Below are 15,772 nucleotides of genomic sequence, written 5' to 3'. Positions count from 1 at the left end.
AAACCAGGCGGGGGTACGCCAGACGTACCCCCGCGTTTTGCTGCTTCAGGCCGCGCCTTGGCCTTCGGCCAGGTAGAACCAGGTCTCGAGTACCGAGTCCGGGTTCAGCGACACGCTGTCGATACCCTGCTCCATCAGCCACTTGGCCAGGTCCGGGTGGTCCGATGGGCCTTGGCCGCAGATGCCGATGTACTTGCCAGCCTTGTTGCACGCGGCAATGGCGTTGGCCAGCAGCTTCTTCACGGCCGGGTTACGCTCGTCGAACAGGTGGGCGATGATGCCCGAGTCACGGTCCAGGCCCAGGGTCAGCTGGGTCAGGTCGTTGGAACCGATCGAGAAGCCGTCGAAGTATTCCAGGAACTCTTCGGCGAGGATGGCGTTTGACGGCAGTTCGCACATCATGATCACGCGCAGGCCGTTGTCGCCGCGGGCCAGGCCGTTTTCGGCAAGCAGGTCGACAACCTGGCTGGCTTCGCCCAGGGTGCGCACGAACGGCACCATGATCTCGACGTTGGTCAGGCCCATCTCGTTGCGCACGCGCTTCAGGGCACGGCATTCGAGCTCGAAGCAGTCACGGAACGATTCACTGATGTAACGCGAAGCACCGCGGAAGCCCAGCATCGGGTTTTCTTCTTCCGGCTCGTACAGCTTGCCGCCGATCAGGTTGGCGTACTCGTTGGACTTGAAGTCCGACAGGCGCACGATGACCTTTTTCGGGTAGAAGGCCGCGGCCAGGGTGCTGATGCCCTCGACCAGCTTCTCGACATAGAAGCCGACCGGGTCGTTGTAGCCAGCGATGCGCTTGTCGACGCTGTCTTTCAGGTCGGCAGGCAGGCCTGCGTAGTTCAGCAGCGCCTTGGGGTGCACACCGATCATGCGGTTGATGATGAACTCCAGGCGCGCCAGGCCGACACCGGCGTTGGGCAGCTGGGCGAAGTCGAAGGCGCGGTCCGGGTTGCCGACGTTCATCATGATCTTGAACGGCAGGTCAGGCATGGCATCGACCGAGTTCTGCTTGATGTCGAAGCCCAGCTCACCTTCGAAGATGAAGCCGGTGTCGCCTTCGGCGCAGGAAACAGTCACGCCCTGGCCGTCTTTCAGCACCTGGGTGGCGTTGCCGCAACCGACCACGGCCGGAATGCCCAGCTCACGGGCGATGATCGCTGCGTGGCAGGTACGGCCACCGCGGTTGGTGACGATGGCGCTGGCGCGCTTCATCACCGGCTCCCAGTCTGGGTCGGTCATGTCGGAAACCAGCACGTCGCCCGGCTGGACCTTGTCCATTTCCGATACGTCGTTGATCACGCGGACCTTGCCGGCGCCGATGCGCTGGCCAATGGCACGGCCTTCGACCAGTACGGTGCCCTTTTCCTTCAGCAGGTAGCGCTCCATGACATTGGCGCTGGAGCGGCTCTTCACCGTCTCAGGGCGCGCCTGGACGATGTACAGCTTGCCGTCGTCACCGTCCTTGGCCCACTCGATGTCCATCGGGCGCTGGTAGTGCTGCTCGATGATCATCGCTTGCTTGGCCAGTTCGCTGACCTCGGCATCGCTCAGGCAGAAGCGCGCGCGCTCGGCGCGGTCCACTTCGACAGTCTTGACCGAACGGCCGGCCTTGGCTTCTTCGCCATAGACCATCTTGATCGCCTTGCTGCCCAGGTTACGGCGCAGGATGGCCGGGCGGCCGGCCTGCAGGGTGTTCTTGTGCACGTAGAATTCGTCAGGGTTGACCGCACCCTGCACCACGGTTTCGCCCAGGCCGTAGGCACCGGTGATGAACACCACGTCGCGGAAGCCCGACTCGGTGTCGAGGGTGAACATGACGCCGGCGGTACCGGTTTCCGAGCGGACCATGCGCTGCACGCCGGCAGACAGGGCGACCAGCTTGTGGTCGAAGCCCTGGTGCACGCGGTAGGCGATGGCACGGTCGTTGAACAGCGAGGCGAACACTTCCTTGGCAGCGCGGATCACGTTGTCGACGCCGCGGATATTGAGGAAGGTTTCCTGCTGGCCGGCGAACGAGGCGTCTGGCAGGTCTTCGGCGGTGGCCGAGGAACGCACGGCAACGGCCATGTTGTCGTTGCCGGCAGCCATGGCGGCGAAGGCCGTGCGGATTTCTGCATCCAGGCGGGCCGGGAAATCGGCTTCCATGACCCACTGGCGAATCTGCGCGCCGGTCTTGGTCAGGGCGTTGATGTCATCCACGTCGAGGGCGTCGAGCGCGGCGTGAATCTTGTCGTTCAGACCACTCTGTTCGAGAAAATCGCGGTACGCCTGCGCCGTAGTGGCAAAGCCGCCCGGCACCGATACACCAGCACCGGCAAGGTTGCTGATCATCTCGCCCAGGGATGCGTTCTTGCCCCCCACATGCTCCACATCATGGACGCCGAGCTTATCGAGGGAAACTACGTACTCTACCAAGGTGATCTCTCCACTAACTGTGTTGGAAAAGCTCAAAAGGCGCCCGCCTGTCTTCTGTGACTTGGCCGGGCGTTTGTGGCCTGTACCTGGAAAATAGGCTCTGCAAATGTGGCAGAATGTCGACAGCCGCATTCGGCAAACCGAACTTATCATATCCAAGAATCGTCATCAGCTTAAGGCCCAGATCGCAAATGAAACGAACCGCGTTCTTCATCTCCGACGGCACCGGTATCACTGCCGAAACCCTGGGCCAGAGTCTGCTCGCGCAATTCGAGAGCATTCCGTTCAACAAATTCACCCGTCCCTACATCGATTCACCCGACAAAGCACGGACCATGGTCCAGCAAATCAACGCTGCGGCCGAGCGCGACGGTGTGCGCCCGATCATCTTCGACACCATCGTCAACCAGGACATCCGTGAGATCCTGGCGACGTCGAATGGCTTCATGATCGACATCTTTTCTTCGTTTTTATCCCCGCTTGAACAGGAATTGACTGCCCATTCGTCGTATTCCGTGGGTAAATCGCACTCGATTGGCGGCAATTCCAACTACATGGAGCGCATCGAGGCGGTGAATTTCGCCCTGGACAACGACGATGGCGCGCGCACCCACTACTACGACAAAGCCGACCTGATCCTGGTCGGCGTGTCGCGCTGCGGCAAGACCCCAACCTGCCTGTACATGGCCATGCAGTTCGGCATCCGCGCCGCCAACTACCCGCTGACCGAGGACGACATGGAGCGCCTGCAGCTGCCGGCGGTGCTGAAAAAGCACCAGAGCAAGCTGTTCGGCCTGACCATCGACCCCGACCGCCTCACCGCCATCCGCCACGAGCGCAAGCCCAACAGCCGCTATTCCAGCTTTGCCCAGTGCGAGTTCGAGGTGCGCGAGGTGGAGAACCTGTTCCGCCGGGAGAACATTCCCAACATCAATTCCACGCATTTTTCGGTGGAGGAGATTTCGGCGAAGATTCTGGTGGAGAAAGGGGTGGAGCGGCGGTTCAAGTAAACCTGTACCCGCGAAGAGGCCGGTACAGGAATACAAAAAAGCCCCGGCTTCGCTGCCGGGGCTTTTTCATTTCAGGTTAAGCCTCAGGATGGCACCGCTGCCGCCTGCCCGCTCATGGCCAGGTCGACCAACTCGCGGTTGGCCACCGCGTACATCGCATAGTCGGTACCGGTGGCATTGCGCAGGTCGTCGAGCATGGCGCGCCAGCGCTCCACCATCACCCGGTGCTGCTCGGCCCACAGCGCCACACGGGCATCCATGTCTTCCGGCGCATCGGCCATCTGCAATACCGAGATGGTTATCGCCCGCTGCTGCAGGTCGATGTCGTCGCGGAACGACTCGCGAGCCAGCGCTTGCCAGTTGTTCTCCACCGACAGGTTGCTGATTTCCTGCAAGTACCAGGTCAGGTCCAGCGCGCTGCCCACGGCGAAGAACGCCTTGGCCACCTGCGCCGGGTCATGGCCGGTCACGTCGGCCGCTTCGATGATCGGCAGCAGGGTGTACAGGTGGCTGGTACCCGCCACCATGCGCGCCAGCAACTCCGGTACACCGGCCTCGACAAAGCCCTGGTAGCGCACCATCCAGCGTTCGCGGGTCGGGCCTTCGAGCAGCTCGTCGAGCTTGAGCCCCAGTTGCGCGATCTTCGGCCCGAAGTGCGCGGTGTCGCGCCCGGCATCCTGCTCGTTACGCCGGCTACGCAGGAACCAGCGGGTGGCACGGCGGCCCAGGCGCATCAGCTCGTCCATCAAGGTCAGCTGGATTTCCGCCGGCACCTGGTAGTCCAAGGCTTCGATCTGGCGGAACCAGTGCGGCAGGTGGAAGATGTCGCGCACGATCACATAGGCCCCGGCCACGTTGGCCGGGCTCATGCCGGTCGACTCCTTCAGGCGCTGGACGAAGGTGATGCCCATGTTGTTGACCAGGTCGTTGGCGATCTGGGTGCTGACGATTTCGCGCTTCAGGCGGTGACGGCGCATGGAGTCGGCGAACTTGCTGACCAGCGACGGCGGGAAGGCGGTTTCCATGTCGCGGGTCAGGTAGTCGTCGTCCGGCACCAGCGACTTGAGCAGCTGCTCCTTGAGGTCGATCTTGCTGTACGAGATCAGCACCGACAGCTCGGCGCGGGTCAGGCCCTGGCCGGCAGCCAAACGCTCGGCCAGCTGCTCTTCGGACGGCAGGAACTCGATGGCGCGGTCCAGCTTGCCCCGCGCTTCCAGGTCGGCCATCAGGCGCTTGTACTCGGCAATCCGCTCGCGGGCGCGGCGGGCAGCCAACGACAGCGCCTGGGTCTGCTTGTAGTTGTTGCCCAGCACCAGGCCGGCCACTTCGTCGGTCATGCTGCCCAGCAGCTGGTTGCGCTGCTTCTCGGTCATGTCGCCACCCTGCACCACTTCGTTGAGCAGGATCTTGATGTTGACCTCGTGGTCGGAGCAGTCCACGCCGCCAGCGTTGTCGATGAAGTCGGTGTTGGTGGCACCGCCGTTGAGGCCGAACTCGACCCGGCCCAGCTGGGTCATGCCCAGGTTGCCGCCCTCGCCCACCACCTTGCAACGCAATTCATTGCCGTTGACCCGCAGCGCGTCGTTGGCCTTGTCGCCGACATCGGCGTGGCTTTCAGTGCTGGCCTTGACGTAGGTACCGATACCGCCGTTCCACAGCAGGTCTACCGGTGCCTTGAGCAGGGCATTGAGCAGCTCGGTCGGGGTCAGGCGGTCGGCTTCGATGGCGAAGCGTTCTTGCATCTGCGGGCTGATGGCGATGCTCTTGGCACTGCGCGGGAAGATCCCGCCGCCTTCGGACATGATGCTGGTGTCGTAGTCGCTCCAGGCCGAACGCGGCAGGTCGAACAGGCGCTTGCGCTCGGCAAAGCTTGCGGCCGGCTCCGGGTTCGGGTCGATGAAGATGTGCAAGTGGTTGAACGCCGCCACCAATTGCAGCTTGTCGGACATCAGCAGGCCGTTGCCAAACACGTCGCCGGCCATGTCGCCCACGCCAATGACGGTGATCGGGTCTTGCTGCACGTTGATGCCGCGCTCGCGGAAGTGGCGCTGCACGCCCACCCAGGCGCCACGCGCGGTAATGCCCATCTTCTTGTGGTCGTAACCGGCCGAGCCGCCCGAGGCAAACGCATCGCCCAGCCAGAAACCGTAGTCGATGGCGATGCCGTTGGCGATGTCGGAGAACGTCGCGGTGCCTTTGTCGGCCGCCACCACCAGGTACGGGTCGTCTTCGTCGTGGCGCACCACGTTGGCCGGCGGCACCACGCCACCGTCCTTGAGGTTGTCGGTGATGTCGAGCAGGCCGGAAATGAAGATGCGGTAGCACGCCACGCCTTCGGCGGCGATCTCGTCACGGCTGCCGCCCAGTGGCAGGCGGCGCGGCAGGAAGCCGCCTTTGGCGCCGACCGGCACGATCACCGAGTTCTTCACTTGCTGGGCTTTTACCAGGCCCAGCACCTCGGTGCGGAAGTCTTCCTCGCGGTCGGACCAGCGCAAGCCGCCACGCGCGACGTTGCCAAAGCGCAGGTGCACGCCCTCGACCCGTGGCGAGTAGACGAAGATCTCGAACTTGGGTACCGGCTTGGGCAGCTCGGGGATCAGCTTGGGGTTGAACTTGAAGCTGAAGTACGACTTGTTCTGGCCATTGGCGTCCGGCTGGTAGAAGTTGGTGCGCAGGGTGGCCTTGATCAGGTCCAGGTAGCGGCGCAGGATGCGGTCTTCGTTGAGTACCTGCACATCGTCCAGCGCAGTCAGGATGGCCTGTTCCAGGCGCAACTGCTTGTCATCCAGGTCGTCCTGGGTGAGCTTGCGCGCCAGGTAGAAGCGGGTCTTGAACAACCGGGTCAACTCGCGGGCGATGTCGGTGTGGTTGTTCAGGGTGCTGGCGATGTAGCCCAGGTCGAAGCCCAGGCGGATTTGCTTCAGGTAACGGGCGTAAGCGCGCAGCAGCGCCACGTCGCGCCATGGCAGGCCGGCCGTCAGCACCAAGCGGTTGAACGCGTCGTTTTCGGCATCGCCGCGGACGATGTGGATGAAGGCGTCCTGCAGGGTGTCGTTGAGTTGCTGGATATCCAGGCTCAGGCCTTCGCTGTAGGTGAAGGCGAAGTCGTGGATCCAGTACTCGCGGCCGCTGGCATGGCGTACCCGGTACGGGAACTCGCCGAGTACGCGCAGGCCGAGGTTTTCCAGGATCGGCAACACGTCGGACAGCGCCAGCGGGGTATCGGCGTGGTACAGCTTGCAGTGCAGGATGCGCTCGCCGGCCTGGGTCAGCGGTTGATAGAAGCTCATTGCCAGCGGCTTGCTTTCCGACAGGCCCAGCACATGCTGCAGGTCGACCACTGCCGAGTGCGCGGCAAAGCGCTCGCGGTAGCCGGCGGGGAAGCCTTTGGGGAAGTCGGCGAGGATATTGGTGCCCTGGGCTTCACCGAAGTTCTCGATCACCAGTGCCGAGTAGTCGTCATGCCAGGAGCGACAGGCCTGGATCACTTCACGTTCCAGCTGCTGCGGGTCGATGTCGATGCGGTTCTTCGGGTCTACCCGCAGAATCAGTTGCACACGGGCCAGCACCGATTCGGAGAAGAAGGTCCAGAACTCGCAGTCGCTGGCCTTCAGGCGCTCCATCAGCACTTGCTGGATCTTCTGCCGTACTTCGGTGGAGTAGATTTCCCGCGGCACATAGGCCAGGCAGTAGCAGAAGCGACCGTACGGGTCCTTGCGCAGGAACACGCGAATCTTGTTGCGCTCCTGGATCTGCACGATGGCCATGACGGTGCTGAACAACTCGTCGACCGGCGTCTGGAACAGGTCGTCGCGCGGTAGCACTTCCAGCACCTGGGCCAGTTCCTTGCCCAGGTGGGCCTTGGGATCGAAGCCCGAGCGGCGCTCGACTTCAGTAACCTTCACGCGGATATACGGAATGGCATGCACGCTTTCGCCATACACCGACGAGGTGTACAGGCCCATGAAGCGGTGTTCCTTGATTACCTTGCCATCGGCGTTCAGCTGGCGGATCGACACGTAGTCCGGGTAAGCCGGACGGTGCACGCGGCTGGGCAGCGCGGCCTTGGCGAACGACAGCAGCAGCGGCTCGTTGAGGTAGGCCACGGCGTAGTCTTCGATACGCAGCTCATCGGCGGTCAGGCCCACGCGCAGGCGGCGCGGCAGGCCGAGGAACGACTGCTCGTCGTAGACCATCTGGCCACCGTCGGCATCGCCCTTGACGGTGAATTCTTCATAACCCAGGAAGGTGAAGTGGTTGTCCAGCAGCCATTCAAGGAAGGCCTTGACCTCGCCCTTTTCGTGTTGCGCCGGGCCGAAGGCGGTCTGTTCCACCTCCGCCACCACTTCACGCAGTTTGGCCTTCATCGGCTCGAAGTCGGCGACCACCACGCGCACTTCGGCCAACACCTGCTCGATCTCACGGGCCAGTACCGTCAGCTCGGCAGCGTTGGCGCAACGGTCGATCTCCAGGTACATCAGCGACTCATGGCGCACGCCCTCGCCCTGGGTGCCCTTGGGCAGCAGCTCCAGCAGTTCGCCCTTGGCGCCACGGCGTACGCTGAGCACGGTGGTCTGCAGGGTGTGGATGCTGTAGCCGCGGCGGTTGAGCTCGGTGCGTACCGAGTCGACCAGGAACGGCAGGTCGTGGTGCAGCACTTCGACCACGGTGTGGGTCGACTGCCAGCCATTGCGTTCGTAATCAGGGTTGTACACCCGTACTTGCGGGTATTCGGGGTCGAAACGTTCGATGATGCGCCAGGCTGACAGGGTGCAGCCGGCCAGGTCGGAAAGCCTGCGCTGGGTGAGTTCGTCCAGAGAGATGATGCCGAAGAACTGCTCGGCGAATAGCGCCACTTGTGGCAGGGACTGTTCGCTGATGTGCTGCGCCAGGGCCGCTTGCAGTTGATGCTGGAAGTCGGCTTTGCTGGCTGCGGTGAAGAACGCCATCTGTGGTACTCCGCTTGGGCATTGTAATAGTTGAAGCGTCGCTGCGTGCGCCGTGTACGGATCAACGATAGCCAACCCGTGGCAAGGCGGACGGTAAAACCAGGCGTTGAACGTGCGCAGGCACGCCCAGGGCTCGCCGAAGCTTAACGACTGATCGGTCATCAAGGCTTGCAGCGCTGCGACAATTTCGGTCAAGGGGCGGTAACTTTACGTTTATGGATGTACGCAAGACTGTCAGAATTCCCTTCCGTTTCCTTTGATCCGAGCCTTGTCCATGCAAATCAACACTGCCCTGCTGTTCGCCACCCCTTGCGATGATGAGGAAGACAACATGGCGACCCTGTGCTGCCACAGCGACAAGGGCCAGATGTTCTTGCTTACCCGCTACCCGGACGAAGACACCGTCGACCTGACCCTGGATGACGAGCCTTCGACGCTGGATGGGCTGAAAGTGACCTTGAGTGCCAAGCGCCTGCTGATCGAAGTGGCCGCTGGCGACCGCGATGCGCTGAAGGGCGATGAGGTGCTGGAGATCAACCTGACCAGCGATTTGAGTGACATGGATGAGGTGAAGGAGACCCTGGAGAACATCCTCGACGGTACCGGCACCTTTGTCTGCGAGCTTTAGGCCTTCACACGCCAGGAAGCGAGAGCGCGGTCCCTGTGGGAGCGGCCTTGTGTCGCGAAAGGGCCGCACAGCGGCCCCAGCATTTTTGGCTGCGAAGCTGAAACCCTGGGGCCGCTACGCGCCCCTTTCGCGACACAAGGCCGCTCCCACAATGATCATGCCAGCGCTTGTTGCATTGCTTTAGCCTGTTGCCGCAACGCCTCACAAAACGGCTCCACCGCCGCCGAAGCCGGCCGGTGGTCCGGGCGTATCAGCATCACCTGGTACGGCACCGACACCCGCAAGCGGCGGATCGGCAACCCGCCCTGCGCTGCCTCCAAGCCGCTCAGCGGGTTGATGATCGCCACCCCCAAACCCTGCCGCACCATGGCGCACACCGAGGCGGCACTGGTGGTCTCGATGACCGTACGACGGTTCACCCCCGCTGCGCGGAAGTGCTGGTCCAGGCGCTGCCGGTAGGTGTCCAGGCTGGCCAGGTTGATGAAGTCGACCTCGTGGAAATCGCTCAACTCCAGCTCGGCCTTGGCCTGCAAGGGGTGAAGCTCGGGCAGCACACACACCATGTTGGCGCTGAACAGCAGTTCGCCATAAGCGCCGCGCGGTATCTGCTCGACCTCGGTCAGGCCCAGGTCATGCTGCTGGGCAACCAGTGACTCCTCCAGCAACGGCGACTCCTGCGCCAGGATGCTCACGCTCACGCCCCGGTGCTGCTGGTGAAAGCGCTGGCAGGCCTTGGGCAGCAACGTCTGGGAAAACAGCGGCAGGCAGGTGATCGCCAACCGGCCCTGCTCGAAATTGCGAATGGCCTGGGCAAAGCGGTCGATCCGCTCCAGGCCGACGTAGGCGCGTTCGACCTCTTCGATCAACAGCAACGCCTGGGCCGTCGCCACCAGGCGCCCGCCCTCGCGCTCGAACAGGTTCAGCCCGGTCACTTGCTCCAGCCGCGCCAGCTCGCGGCTGACGGTGGGCTGCGAGGTGAACAGCAGGCGTGCCGCACCGGTGACGCTGCCGGCGGCCATGATGGCGCGAAATACTTCGATATGGCGGACGGAGAGTTTCACGACAATGCCCTGCGGGATGACAATAGCCATATCAGATATGAATGGCTGACAGAAAAATAGCTATTTTTCTGAATCCATAGTTTGGCTCATCCTCGTGGCCTTCTTTATATGACTTGAGTAGTGCCACCATGACTGCAACCTTCACCCTCCTGGCCGAGGCGGTCCGCCAGCACGGCTCGCCGCTGTGGGCCTACGACGCCAGCACCATCGCCGAGCGTGTCAAGCAACTGAAGGTATTCGACACCGTGCGCTTCGCCCAGAAAGCCAACCCCAACCTGCACGTGCTGCGCCTGATGCGCGGCCATGGCCTGGTGCTGGACGCGGTATCGCTGGGCGAAATGGAGCGGGCCTTTGCAGCAGGTGCGAGCGTTGACGGCGACCCCGCTGGCGTGGTGCTGACCTGCGACGCGCTGGATCGGCCTACCCTGGAGCGGGTGGTGGCAGAGAAAATCGAAGTCAACGCCGGCTCCATCGACATGCTGCGCCAGCTGGGTGAACGCTCCCCCGGCCACCGTGTATGGATCCGCATCAACCCCGGCTTCGGCCACGGCCACAGCCGCAAGACCAACACCGGCGGTGAGAACAGCAAGCACGGCATCTGGCATGAAGAGCTGGACGAGGCGCTGGCATGCATCAAGGCCCATGGCCTGCACCTGGTGGGCGTGCACATGCACATTGGCTCCGGGGTGGATTACCAGCATCTGGAGCAGGTAGCCCGGTCGATGATCGAGCTGATCGGCCGCCTGGGCGTGGACATCGAGGCCTTCTCCATCGGCGGCGGGCTTTCCACCCCCTACCGCAGCACCGACAAACCGGTCGATTTGCAGCGCTATGCCCAGACCTGGGCGGTGGCTCGCAAGGAAATCGAAGCGATGCTCGGCCACCCGGTGCGCATGGAAATCGAACCCGGGCGCTTCCTGGTGGCCGAGTCGGGTTACCTTGTGGCCGAGGTGCGCGCCGTGAAACAGGTAGGGCGCAATACATTCGTCATGATCGACGCCGGCTTTAACGACCTGATGCGCCCGGCGATGTACGGCGCCTACCACGGCATGACCTTGCTCAATGCCAACGGCCAGCCGGTCGACCGCCCGCGTCAGCCAACCGTGGTGGCCGGGCCGCTGTGCGAATCGGGTGACGTGTTCACCCAGGATGACCAGGAACTAACCCCGCAAGACCTGCCTCAGGCACAGGTGGGCGACCTGCTGGTGATTCACGATGCCGGGGCCTATGGCGCGTCGATGTCGTCGAACTACAACAGCCGGCCGCTGCTGCCGGAGTTCCTGATCGAAAACGGGGCGCTGCGGATGATCCGCCGGCGGCAGACGGTGCAGGACCTGCTGAGCCTGGAGGCGGGGTTCTAAACACCGTTCACCAAGCCTGCGCGCAACCATTGTGGGAGCGGCCTTGCGTCGCGATTGGGCTGCATAGCAGCCCCACAAATGTTGCCGTGCTGCCGAAACCCGGGGCCGCGTTGCGGCCCTATCGCGACGCAAGGCCGCTCCCACAGGGTGTGTACCCACGCGCCATCCTTGCATTCGGCCCTCCCTCTCGCGACAATGCGATCAATTCCCATTAATATTGCGGTCTTGACGCCATGTCGACGCTCGATCCCCAGGCCCTGCACCAGCTGTACAGCGAAAACAACAGCTGGCTGAAGGGCTGGCTACGCGCCCGGCTGGGCAATGCCGCCGATGCTTCAGACCTGGCGCACGATACCTTCCTGCGGGTCATGACCGCGCGCAACCCGTTGCCGATCCGCGAACCGCGCAGCTACCTCAGCGCCATCGCCCGCTCGCTGCTGATCGACAAAGTCCGTCGCCGCACCATCGAGCAGGCTTACCTGCAGGCCCTGGCCCTGCGCCCGGAGCCGGTGGAGGTCTCGCCCGAGGTGCGCTTGTCGATCATCGAAATGCTGGTAACAGTAGACAGCCTGCTTGACGAACTCGGCGCCAAGACCCGCGCCATCTTCCTTGCCGTGCAATTGGAAGGCCTGACCTACGGGGCGGTGGCCGAGCGCTTCGGTGTGTCGGTCACTACGGTGAAGAACCACCTGATCAAGGCCATGACCCGCTGCCTGCTGGCGGTCGAAGGCTGAGCGCCATGGACCTCAAGATACTGGAAGCCGCTGCCACCTGGTATGTGCAGCTCAACGACGGCGCCAGCAGCGAAGCCCGTACCCAGGCCTGGCGGCAGTGGCTGCAAGCCAGCCCGCAACACGCTGCAGCCTGGGCGCGCGTGGAAAAACTGCAGCAGCAATGGGCCACGGTGCCGCCACAAGCAGCGCTGTCCAGCCTTGGCGCAGCCCAGGCGCAGCGGCGTGACGTACTGAAAGTACTGGGCCTGCTGGTCGCCATGGGTGGTGGCAGCTGGCTGGCGGCCGAACAGGCGCCCTATCGTGCACTGCTGGCCCAACTGCGCACCGGCACCGGCGAACGGCGCACCGTGCAGCTCGACGACGGCTCGCAGCTGGAGCTGAACGTGGGTACCGCGCTGGACGTGCGCTATGACGCCAAGGTACGGGCTATCGAACTGTTCCAGGGTGAAATCCTGGTCAGGCCGGTCAGCGACATGCAGCAACGCCCGTTCATTGTGCATACCGAGGACGGCAGCATGCTTGCCCGCAGTAGCGAATTCAGTGTCCGTAAGCTGGCGCAGCAGACTCGCGTGGGCGCGCTGCAGGCCAGCGTCGAGGTTCGCCCGCAACGCCACCTTGACCGGATGCTGCAACTGCAAGCCGGGCAGCAGGTGAGTTTTGGCCGGGATGACTTCGCCAGCCCCCATGCGCTGCCCGCCGATTCGACTGCTTGGCTGCAGGGCATGTTGAGCGTGAACGATTGGTGCCTGGGCGATTTCATCAAAGAGCTGGGGCGCTATCGGCCAGGCGTGCTGCGCTGTGCTGCATCGATCCAGGCCATGAGTATTTCCGGCGCATTCCGCATCGACGATACCGATATCGCCTTGGCCAACCTGCCGAAAACGCTGCCCGTGAGGGTGCGTTACCTCAGCCGTTACTGGGTGAGCGTGGAGCCTGCCTGAACATCAGGCGAAAAAACTTTCAGCGAAATCTTGCTGATTTCGATTCTCGTCCGTCCCTGACACAAGCCGCGACGACAGCGACTTTCTGCCATGACTCGGAAGGATCACGTAATGCCCCACCTGCACCTTACCCCTGCAAACAAGCTAGGCCAGGCCGTACGCCTGGTGTTGTTCGGCATGTCCCTGGCCAGCGCGCCGGCGTTGCTGCTAATGCCCGCCCAGGCCATGGCCCAGAGCCAGACTGCCTTCCATGTCGCCGCTGGACCATTGGGCAATGCCATCACCCAGTTTGGCGTGCAGGCGGGCGTGACCATTTCGTTCGACACCGCGCAGACGCGCAACCTCACCAGCACCGGCCTGGACGGCAGCTATAGCGTCGAGGAAGGGCTCATGCGCTTGCTGGGCAACAGTGGCTTGCAGGCGCAACGCCAAGGCAACGGCGGCTATGTGCTGGTGCCTGCCGATAACGGCTCAGCAATGGAACTGGGGCCACTGAACATCGACGCCAACCGGCTGGATGCTACAAGCGAGGGCACCCAGTCGTACACAGCCCGCGCGGTCACCATCGGCAAGGGCGTGCACACGCTGAAGGAAACCCCGCAGTCGGTTACCGTGATGACCCGCAAGATGCTTGACGACCAGAACCTCAACACCTTGGAGCAGGTGCTGGACAAAACCCCGGGCATTACCGTGTACGACTCGCCCATGGGTGGCAAGTATTTCTATTCCCGCGGGTTCAACCTTGACGGCCAGTACCAGTACGATGGCGTACCGCTGGATGTGGGCGGCAACTACGTGCAGGCCAACAGCTTTTCCAGCGATATGGCGTTCTATGACCGCGTCGAGATTCTCAAGGGGGCGGCGGGCATGATGAAGGGCTCCGGCTCCTCAGCTGGTGGTGTCAACTTTGTGCGCAAGCGCGGCCAGGACAAGGCCGCGACCACTGTCACCCTGTCTGCCGGCAGCTGGGACAATTACCGTGGCCAGGTTGATGTAGGCGGCCCGCTCAACGATTCGGGGACCGTACGAGGCCGCGCCGTGGCAGCACTTCAGGACCGCCAGTACTTCTACGACACGGCCAAGCGCCAGGACCAGGTGCTGTACGGCGCCATTGACTGGGATGTATCCGCCGACACCACCCTGGGCTTCGGTCTGGCCTATGAGGACGTCGATGCCACGCCGTGTTACCACGGTTTGCCACGCTACGCCGATGGCAGCGACCTAAAGCTGTCGCGCTCCACTTGCCTGGGCGCCAGCTGGAACGACTTGCAAAGCCAGCGCATCACCGGTTTTGCCGACCTCAAGCACCGCTTCAACGATGACTGGACGCTGAACTTCGCCTCGGTCTACACCCACAACAACCAGAACATCGAATACGGCTATGCCGAAGGTTCGGTACCGGTGGGTGCCAGCAGCGCCAGCATGGGCCGTTATGCAGGCCGCTTCGACTACGATCAGGACGACTACGGCTTCGATAGCTACGTCGATGGCAAGTTCGAGGCGTTCGGCCTGCAGCACGAGCTGATCATCGGCGCCAACGCCAGCCGGCAGAAGACCCATGACTACTTCGCGCTGATGCGCCTGGACGGCAGTCAGAATCCGTTCAATCCATCTTCGGACTTCCCGCATCCGTCCAAGGCCGACTACCTGGCCAGCCCACTGCGCGGCGGCAGCATTCCAACCGACTCCACCACTACCCAGCAGGGCACTTACGCCAACCTGCGCCTGAAGCTGGCAGAACCGCTGACACTGGTGCTAGGTGCACGGGTCAGTTGGTACCGCAACAAGAGCGACTCGGAGTTCGTGCACAACCGTGCCCAGGAAAACGGCCAGGTCACACCATTCGCCGCCGTGCTGTATGACCTGAACGAGCAGTGGACCGCCTACACCAGCTACGCCGACATCTTCCAGCCGCAAAGCAACCTGGTGAATGCCGAGGGCCAGTCGCTGCAGCCCAAGACCGGCGCCAACTATGAAGTAGGCATCAAGGGCGAGCTGCTGCAAGGCGCGCTGAACACCTCGTTCAACCTGTTCCGCACCATCGAAAATCACCGCGCGGAAACCGACTATGTCGACACCTGCACTCAGTCGGGCGACGGCTTCTGCTACACCGACAGCGGCAAGGTCCGTGCCCAGGGTTTCGAGGCCGAGATCAGCGGCTCGCCGATCGAGCGCCTGCAACTGCTGGCGGGCTACACCTACACCCAGACCAAGTACCTGAAAACCATCAACGACACCGACCCGACCGAGCTGAACTTCACCTCCAGCTTCATCCCGCGGCATATGCTCAAGGTGTGGGGTGACTACCAGCTGGACGGCGCGCTTGACCGCTGGACCGTAGGTGCCGGCCTGAACAGCCAGAGCGAGAACTTCCGCACCACCCGCGGCACCCGCGTCGAGCAGGCGGGCTACACCGTGTGGAACGGCCGCGTGCAGTATCGCCTCGACCAGAACTGGACCGTCGCCGTCAACGGCAACAACCTGTTCGACAAGAAGTATTACTCCACCATCGGTGCGCCGGCATGGGGCAACTTCTATGGCGAACCGCGCAATTTCATGGTGACGCTGCAAGGTGCGTTCTGACACCACCCGAACGTGGCGCAGCCTCTGTGGGAGCGGGCGCGCCCGCGAAGAATTCAACGCGGTGTATGGCACCGGCTGCGCCGG

9 protein-coding genes are annotated in these 15,772 nt (G+C 63.0%); 6 read left to right on the top strand and 3 right to left on the bottom strand.

Annotated elements, in window-relative coordinates; genetic code table 11:
• Positions 1–45: 45 nt before the first annotated feature.
• The gene (gene ppsA, locus ABE456_RS10645; protein WP_346643864.1) at positions 46–2,421 is read right to left on the bottom strand and encodes a phosphoenolpyruvate synthase; all 2,376 of its coding nucleotides are present in this window, start codon (positions 2,419–2,421) and stop codon (positions 46–48) included.
• Positions 2,422–2,612: 191 nt separating this feature from the next.
• Between ppsA and ABE456_RS10640 the strand changes: the two genes are divergently transcribed.
• Positions 2,613–3,431, top strand: a complete 819-nt coding sequence (locus tag ABE456_RS10640; protein ID WP_346643863.1) for a pyruvate, water dikinase regulatory protein — start codon at positions 2,613–2,615, stop codon at positions 3,429–3,431.
• 83 nt (positions 3,432–3,514) lie between these two features.
• Here ABE456_RS10640 and ABE456_RS10635 read toward each other — a convergent pair whose 3' ends face one another.
• Positions 3,515–8,380, bottom strand: a complete 4,866-nt coding sequence (locus ABE456_RS10635) for an NAD-glutamate dehydrogenase (protein WP_346643862.1) — start codon at positions 8,378–8,380, stop codon at positions 3,515–3,517.
• A gap of 274 nt (positions 8,381–8,654) precedes the next feature.
• Here ABE456_RS10635 and ABE456_RS10630 point away from each other — a divergent pair, with 274 nt between their 5' ends.
• Positions 8,655–9,008 (top strand): hypothetical protein, encoded by a 354-nt coding sequence (locus ABE456_RS10630; protein ID WP_346643861.1) that lies wholly within the window; start codon positions 8,655–8,657, stop codon positions 9,006–9,008.
• Positions 9,009–9,163: 155 nt separating this feature from the next.
• Here the strand turns inward: ABE456_RS10630 and ABE456_RS10625 are convergent, their stop codons facing one another.
• Positions 9,164–10,069, bottom strand: a complete 906-nt coding sequence (locus ABE456_RS10625; RefSeq protein WP_346643860.1) for a LysR family transcriptional regulator — start codon at positions 10,067–10,069, stop codon at positions 9,164–9,166.
• Positions 10,070–10,197: 128 nt separating this feature from the next.
• On the opposite strand from ABE456_RS10625, the gene lysA reads away from it, so the two are divergent.
• From lysA to ABE456_RS10605, 4 genes are all read left to right on the top strand, one after another.
• Positions 10,198–11,430, top strand: coding sequence for a diaminopimelate decarboxylase (gene lysA, locus ABE456_RS10620; RefSeq protein ID WP_346643859.1), 1,233 nt, complete (start codon positions 10,198–10,200; stop codon positions 11,428–11,430).
• Positions 11,431–11,663: 233 nt separating this feature from the next.
• Positions 11,664–12,164 (top strand): sigma-70 family RNA polymerase sigma factor, encoded by a 501-nt coding sequence (locus ABE456_RS10615; RefSeq protein WP_346643858.1) that lies wholly within the window; start codon positions 11,664–11,666, stop codon positions 12,162–12,164.
• Between the two features lie 5 nt (positions 12,165–12,169).
• Positions 12,170–13,105, top strand: a complete 936-nt coding sequence (locus ABE456_RS10610; protein WP_346643857.1) for a FecR domain-containing protein — start codon at positions 12,170–12,172, stop codon at positions 13,103–13,105.
• 111 nt (positions 13,106–13,216) lie between these two features.
• Positions 13,217–15,688 carry a TonB-dependent siderophore receptor gene (locus ABE456_RS10605; RefSeq protein ID WP_346643856.1) on the top strand — a complete coding sequence of 824 codons (2,472 nt, stop codon included), beginning with the start codon at positions 13,217–13,219 and terminating at the stop codon, positions 15,686–15,688.
• Positions 15,689–15,772 lie beyond the last annotated feature (84 nt).

The sequence above is a fragment of the Pseudomonas sp. TWI929 genome, from assembly GCF_039673335.1.
GTDB lineage: Bacteria > Pseudomonadota > Gammaproteobacteria > Pseudomonadales > Pseudomonadaceae > Aquipseudomonas.
This window is presented reverse-complemented; position numbering and strand designations above follow the sequence as displayed.

What these genes read in the sequence shown, in the direction of transcription:
- ABE456_RS10640 (WP_346643863.1), top strand. Translation starts at nt 2,613, where the DNA reads ATGAAACGAACCGCGTTCTTCATCTCCGACGGCACCGGTATCACTGCC.
- ABE456_RS10635 (WP_346643862.1), bottom strand. Translation starts at nt 8,380, where the DNA reads ATGGCGTTCTTCACCGCAGCCAGCAAAGCCGACTTCCAGCATCAACTG.
- ABE456_RS10630 (WP_346643861.1), top strand. Translation starts at nt 8,655, where the DNA reads ATGCAAATCAACACTGCCCTGCTGTTCGCCACCCCTTGCGATGATGAG.
- lysA (WP_346643859.1), top strand. Translation starts at nt 10,198, where the DNA reads ATGACTGCAACCTTCACCCTCCTGGCCGAGGCGGTCCGCCAGCACGGC.
- ABE456_RS10615 (WP_346643858.1), top strand. Translation starts at nt 11,664, where the DNA reads ATGTCGACGCTCGATCCCCAGGCCCTGCACCAGCTGTACAGCGAAAAC.
- ABE456_RS10610 (WP_346643857.1), top strand. Translation starts at nt 12,170, where the DNA reads ATGGACCTCAAGATACTGGAAGCCGCTGCCACCTGGTATGTGCAGCTC.
- ABE456_RS10605 (WP_346643856.1), top strand. Translation starts at nt 13,217, where the DNA reads ATGCCCCACCTGCACCTTACCCCTGCAAACAAGCTAGGCCAGGCCGTA.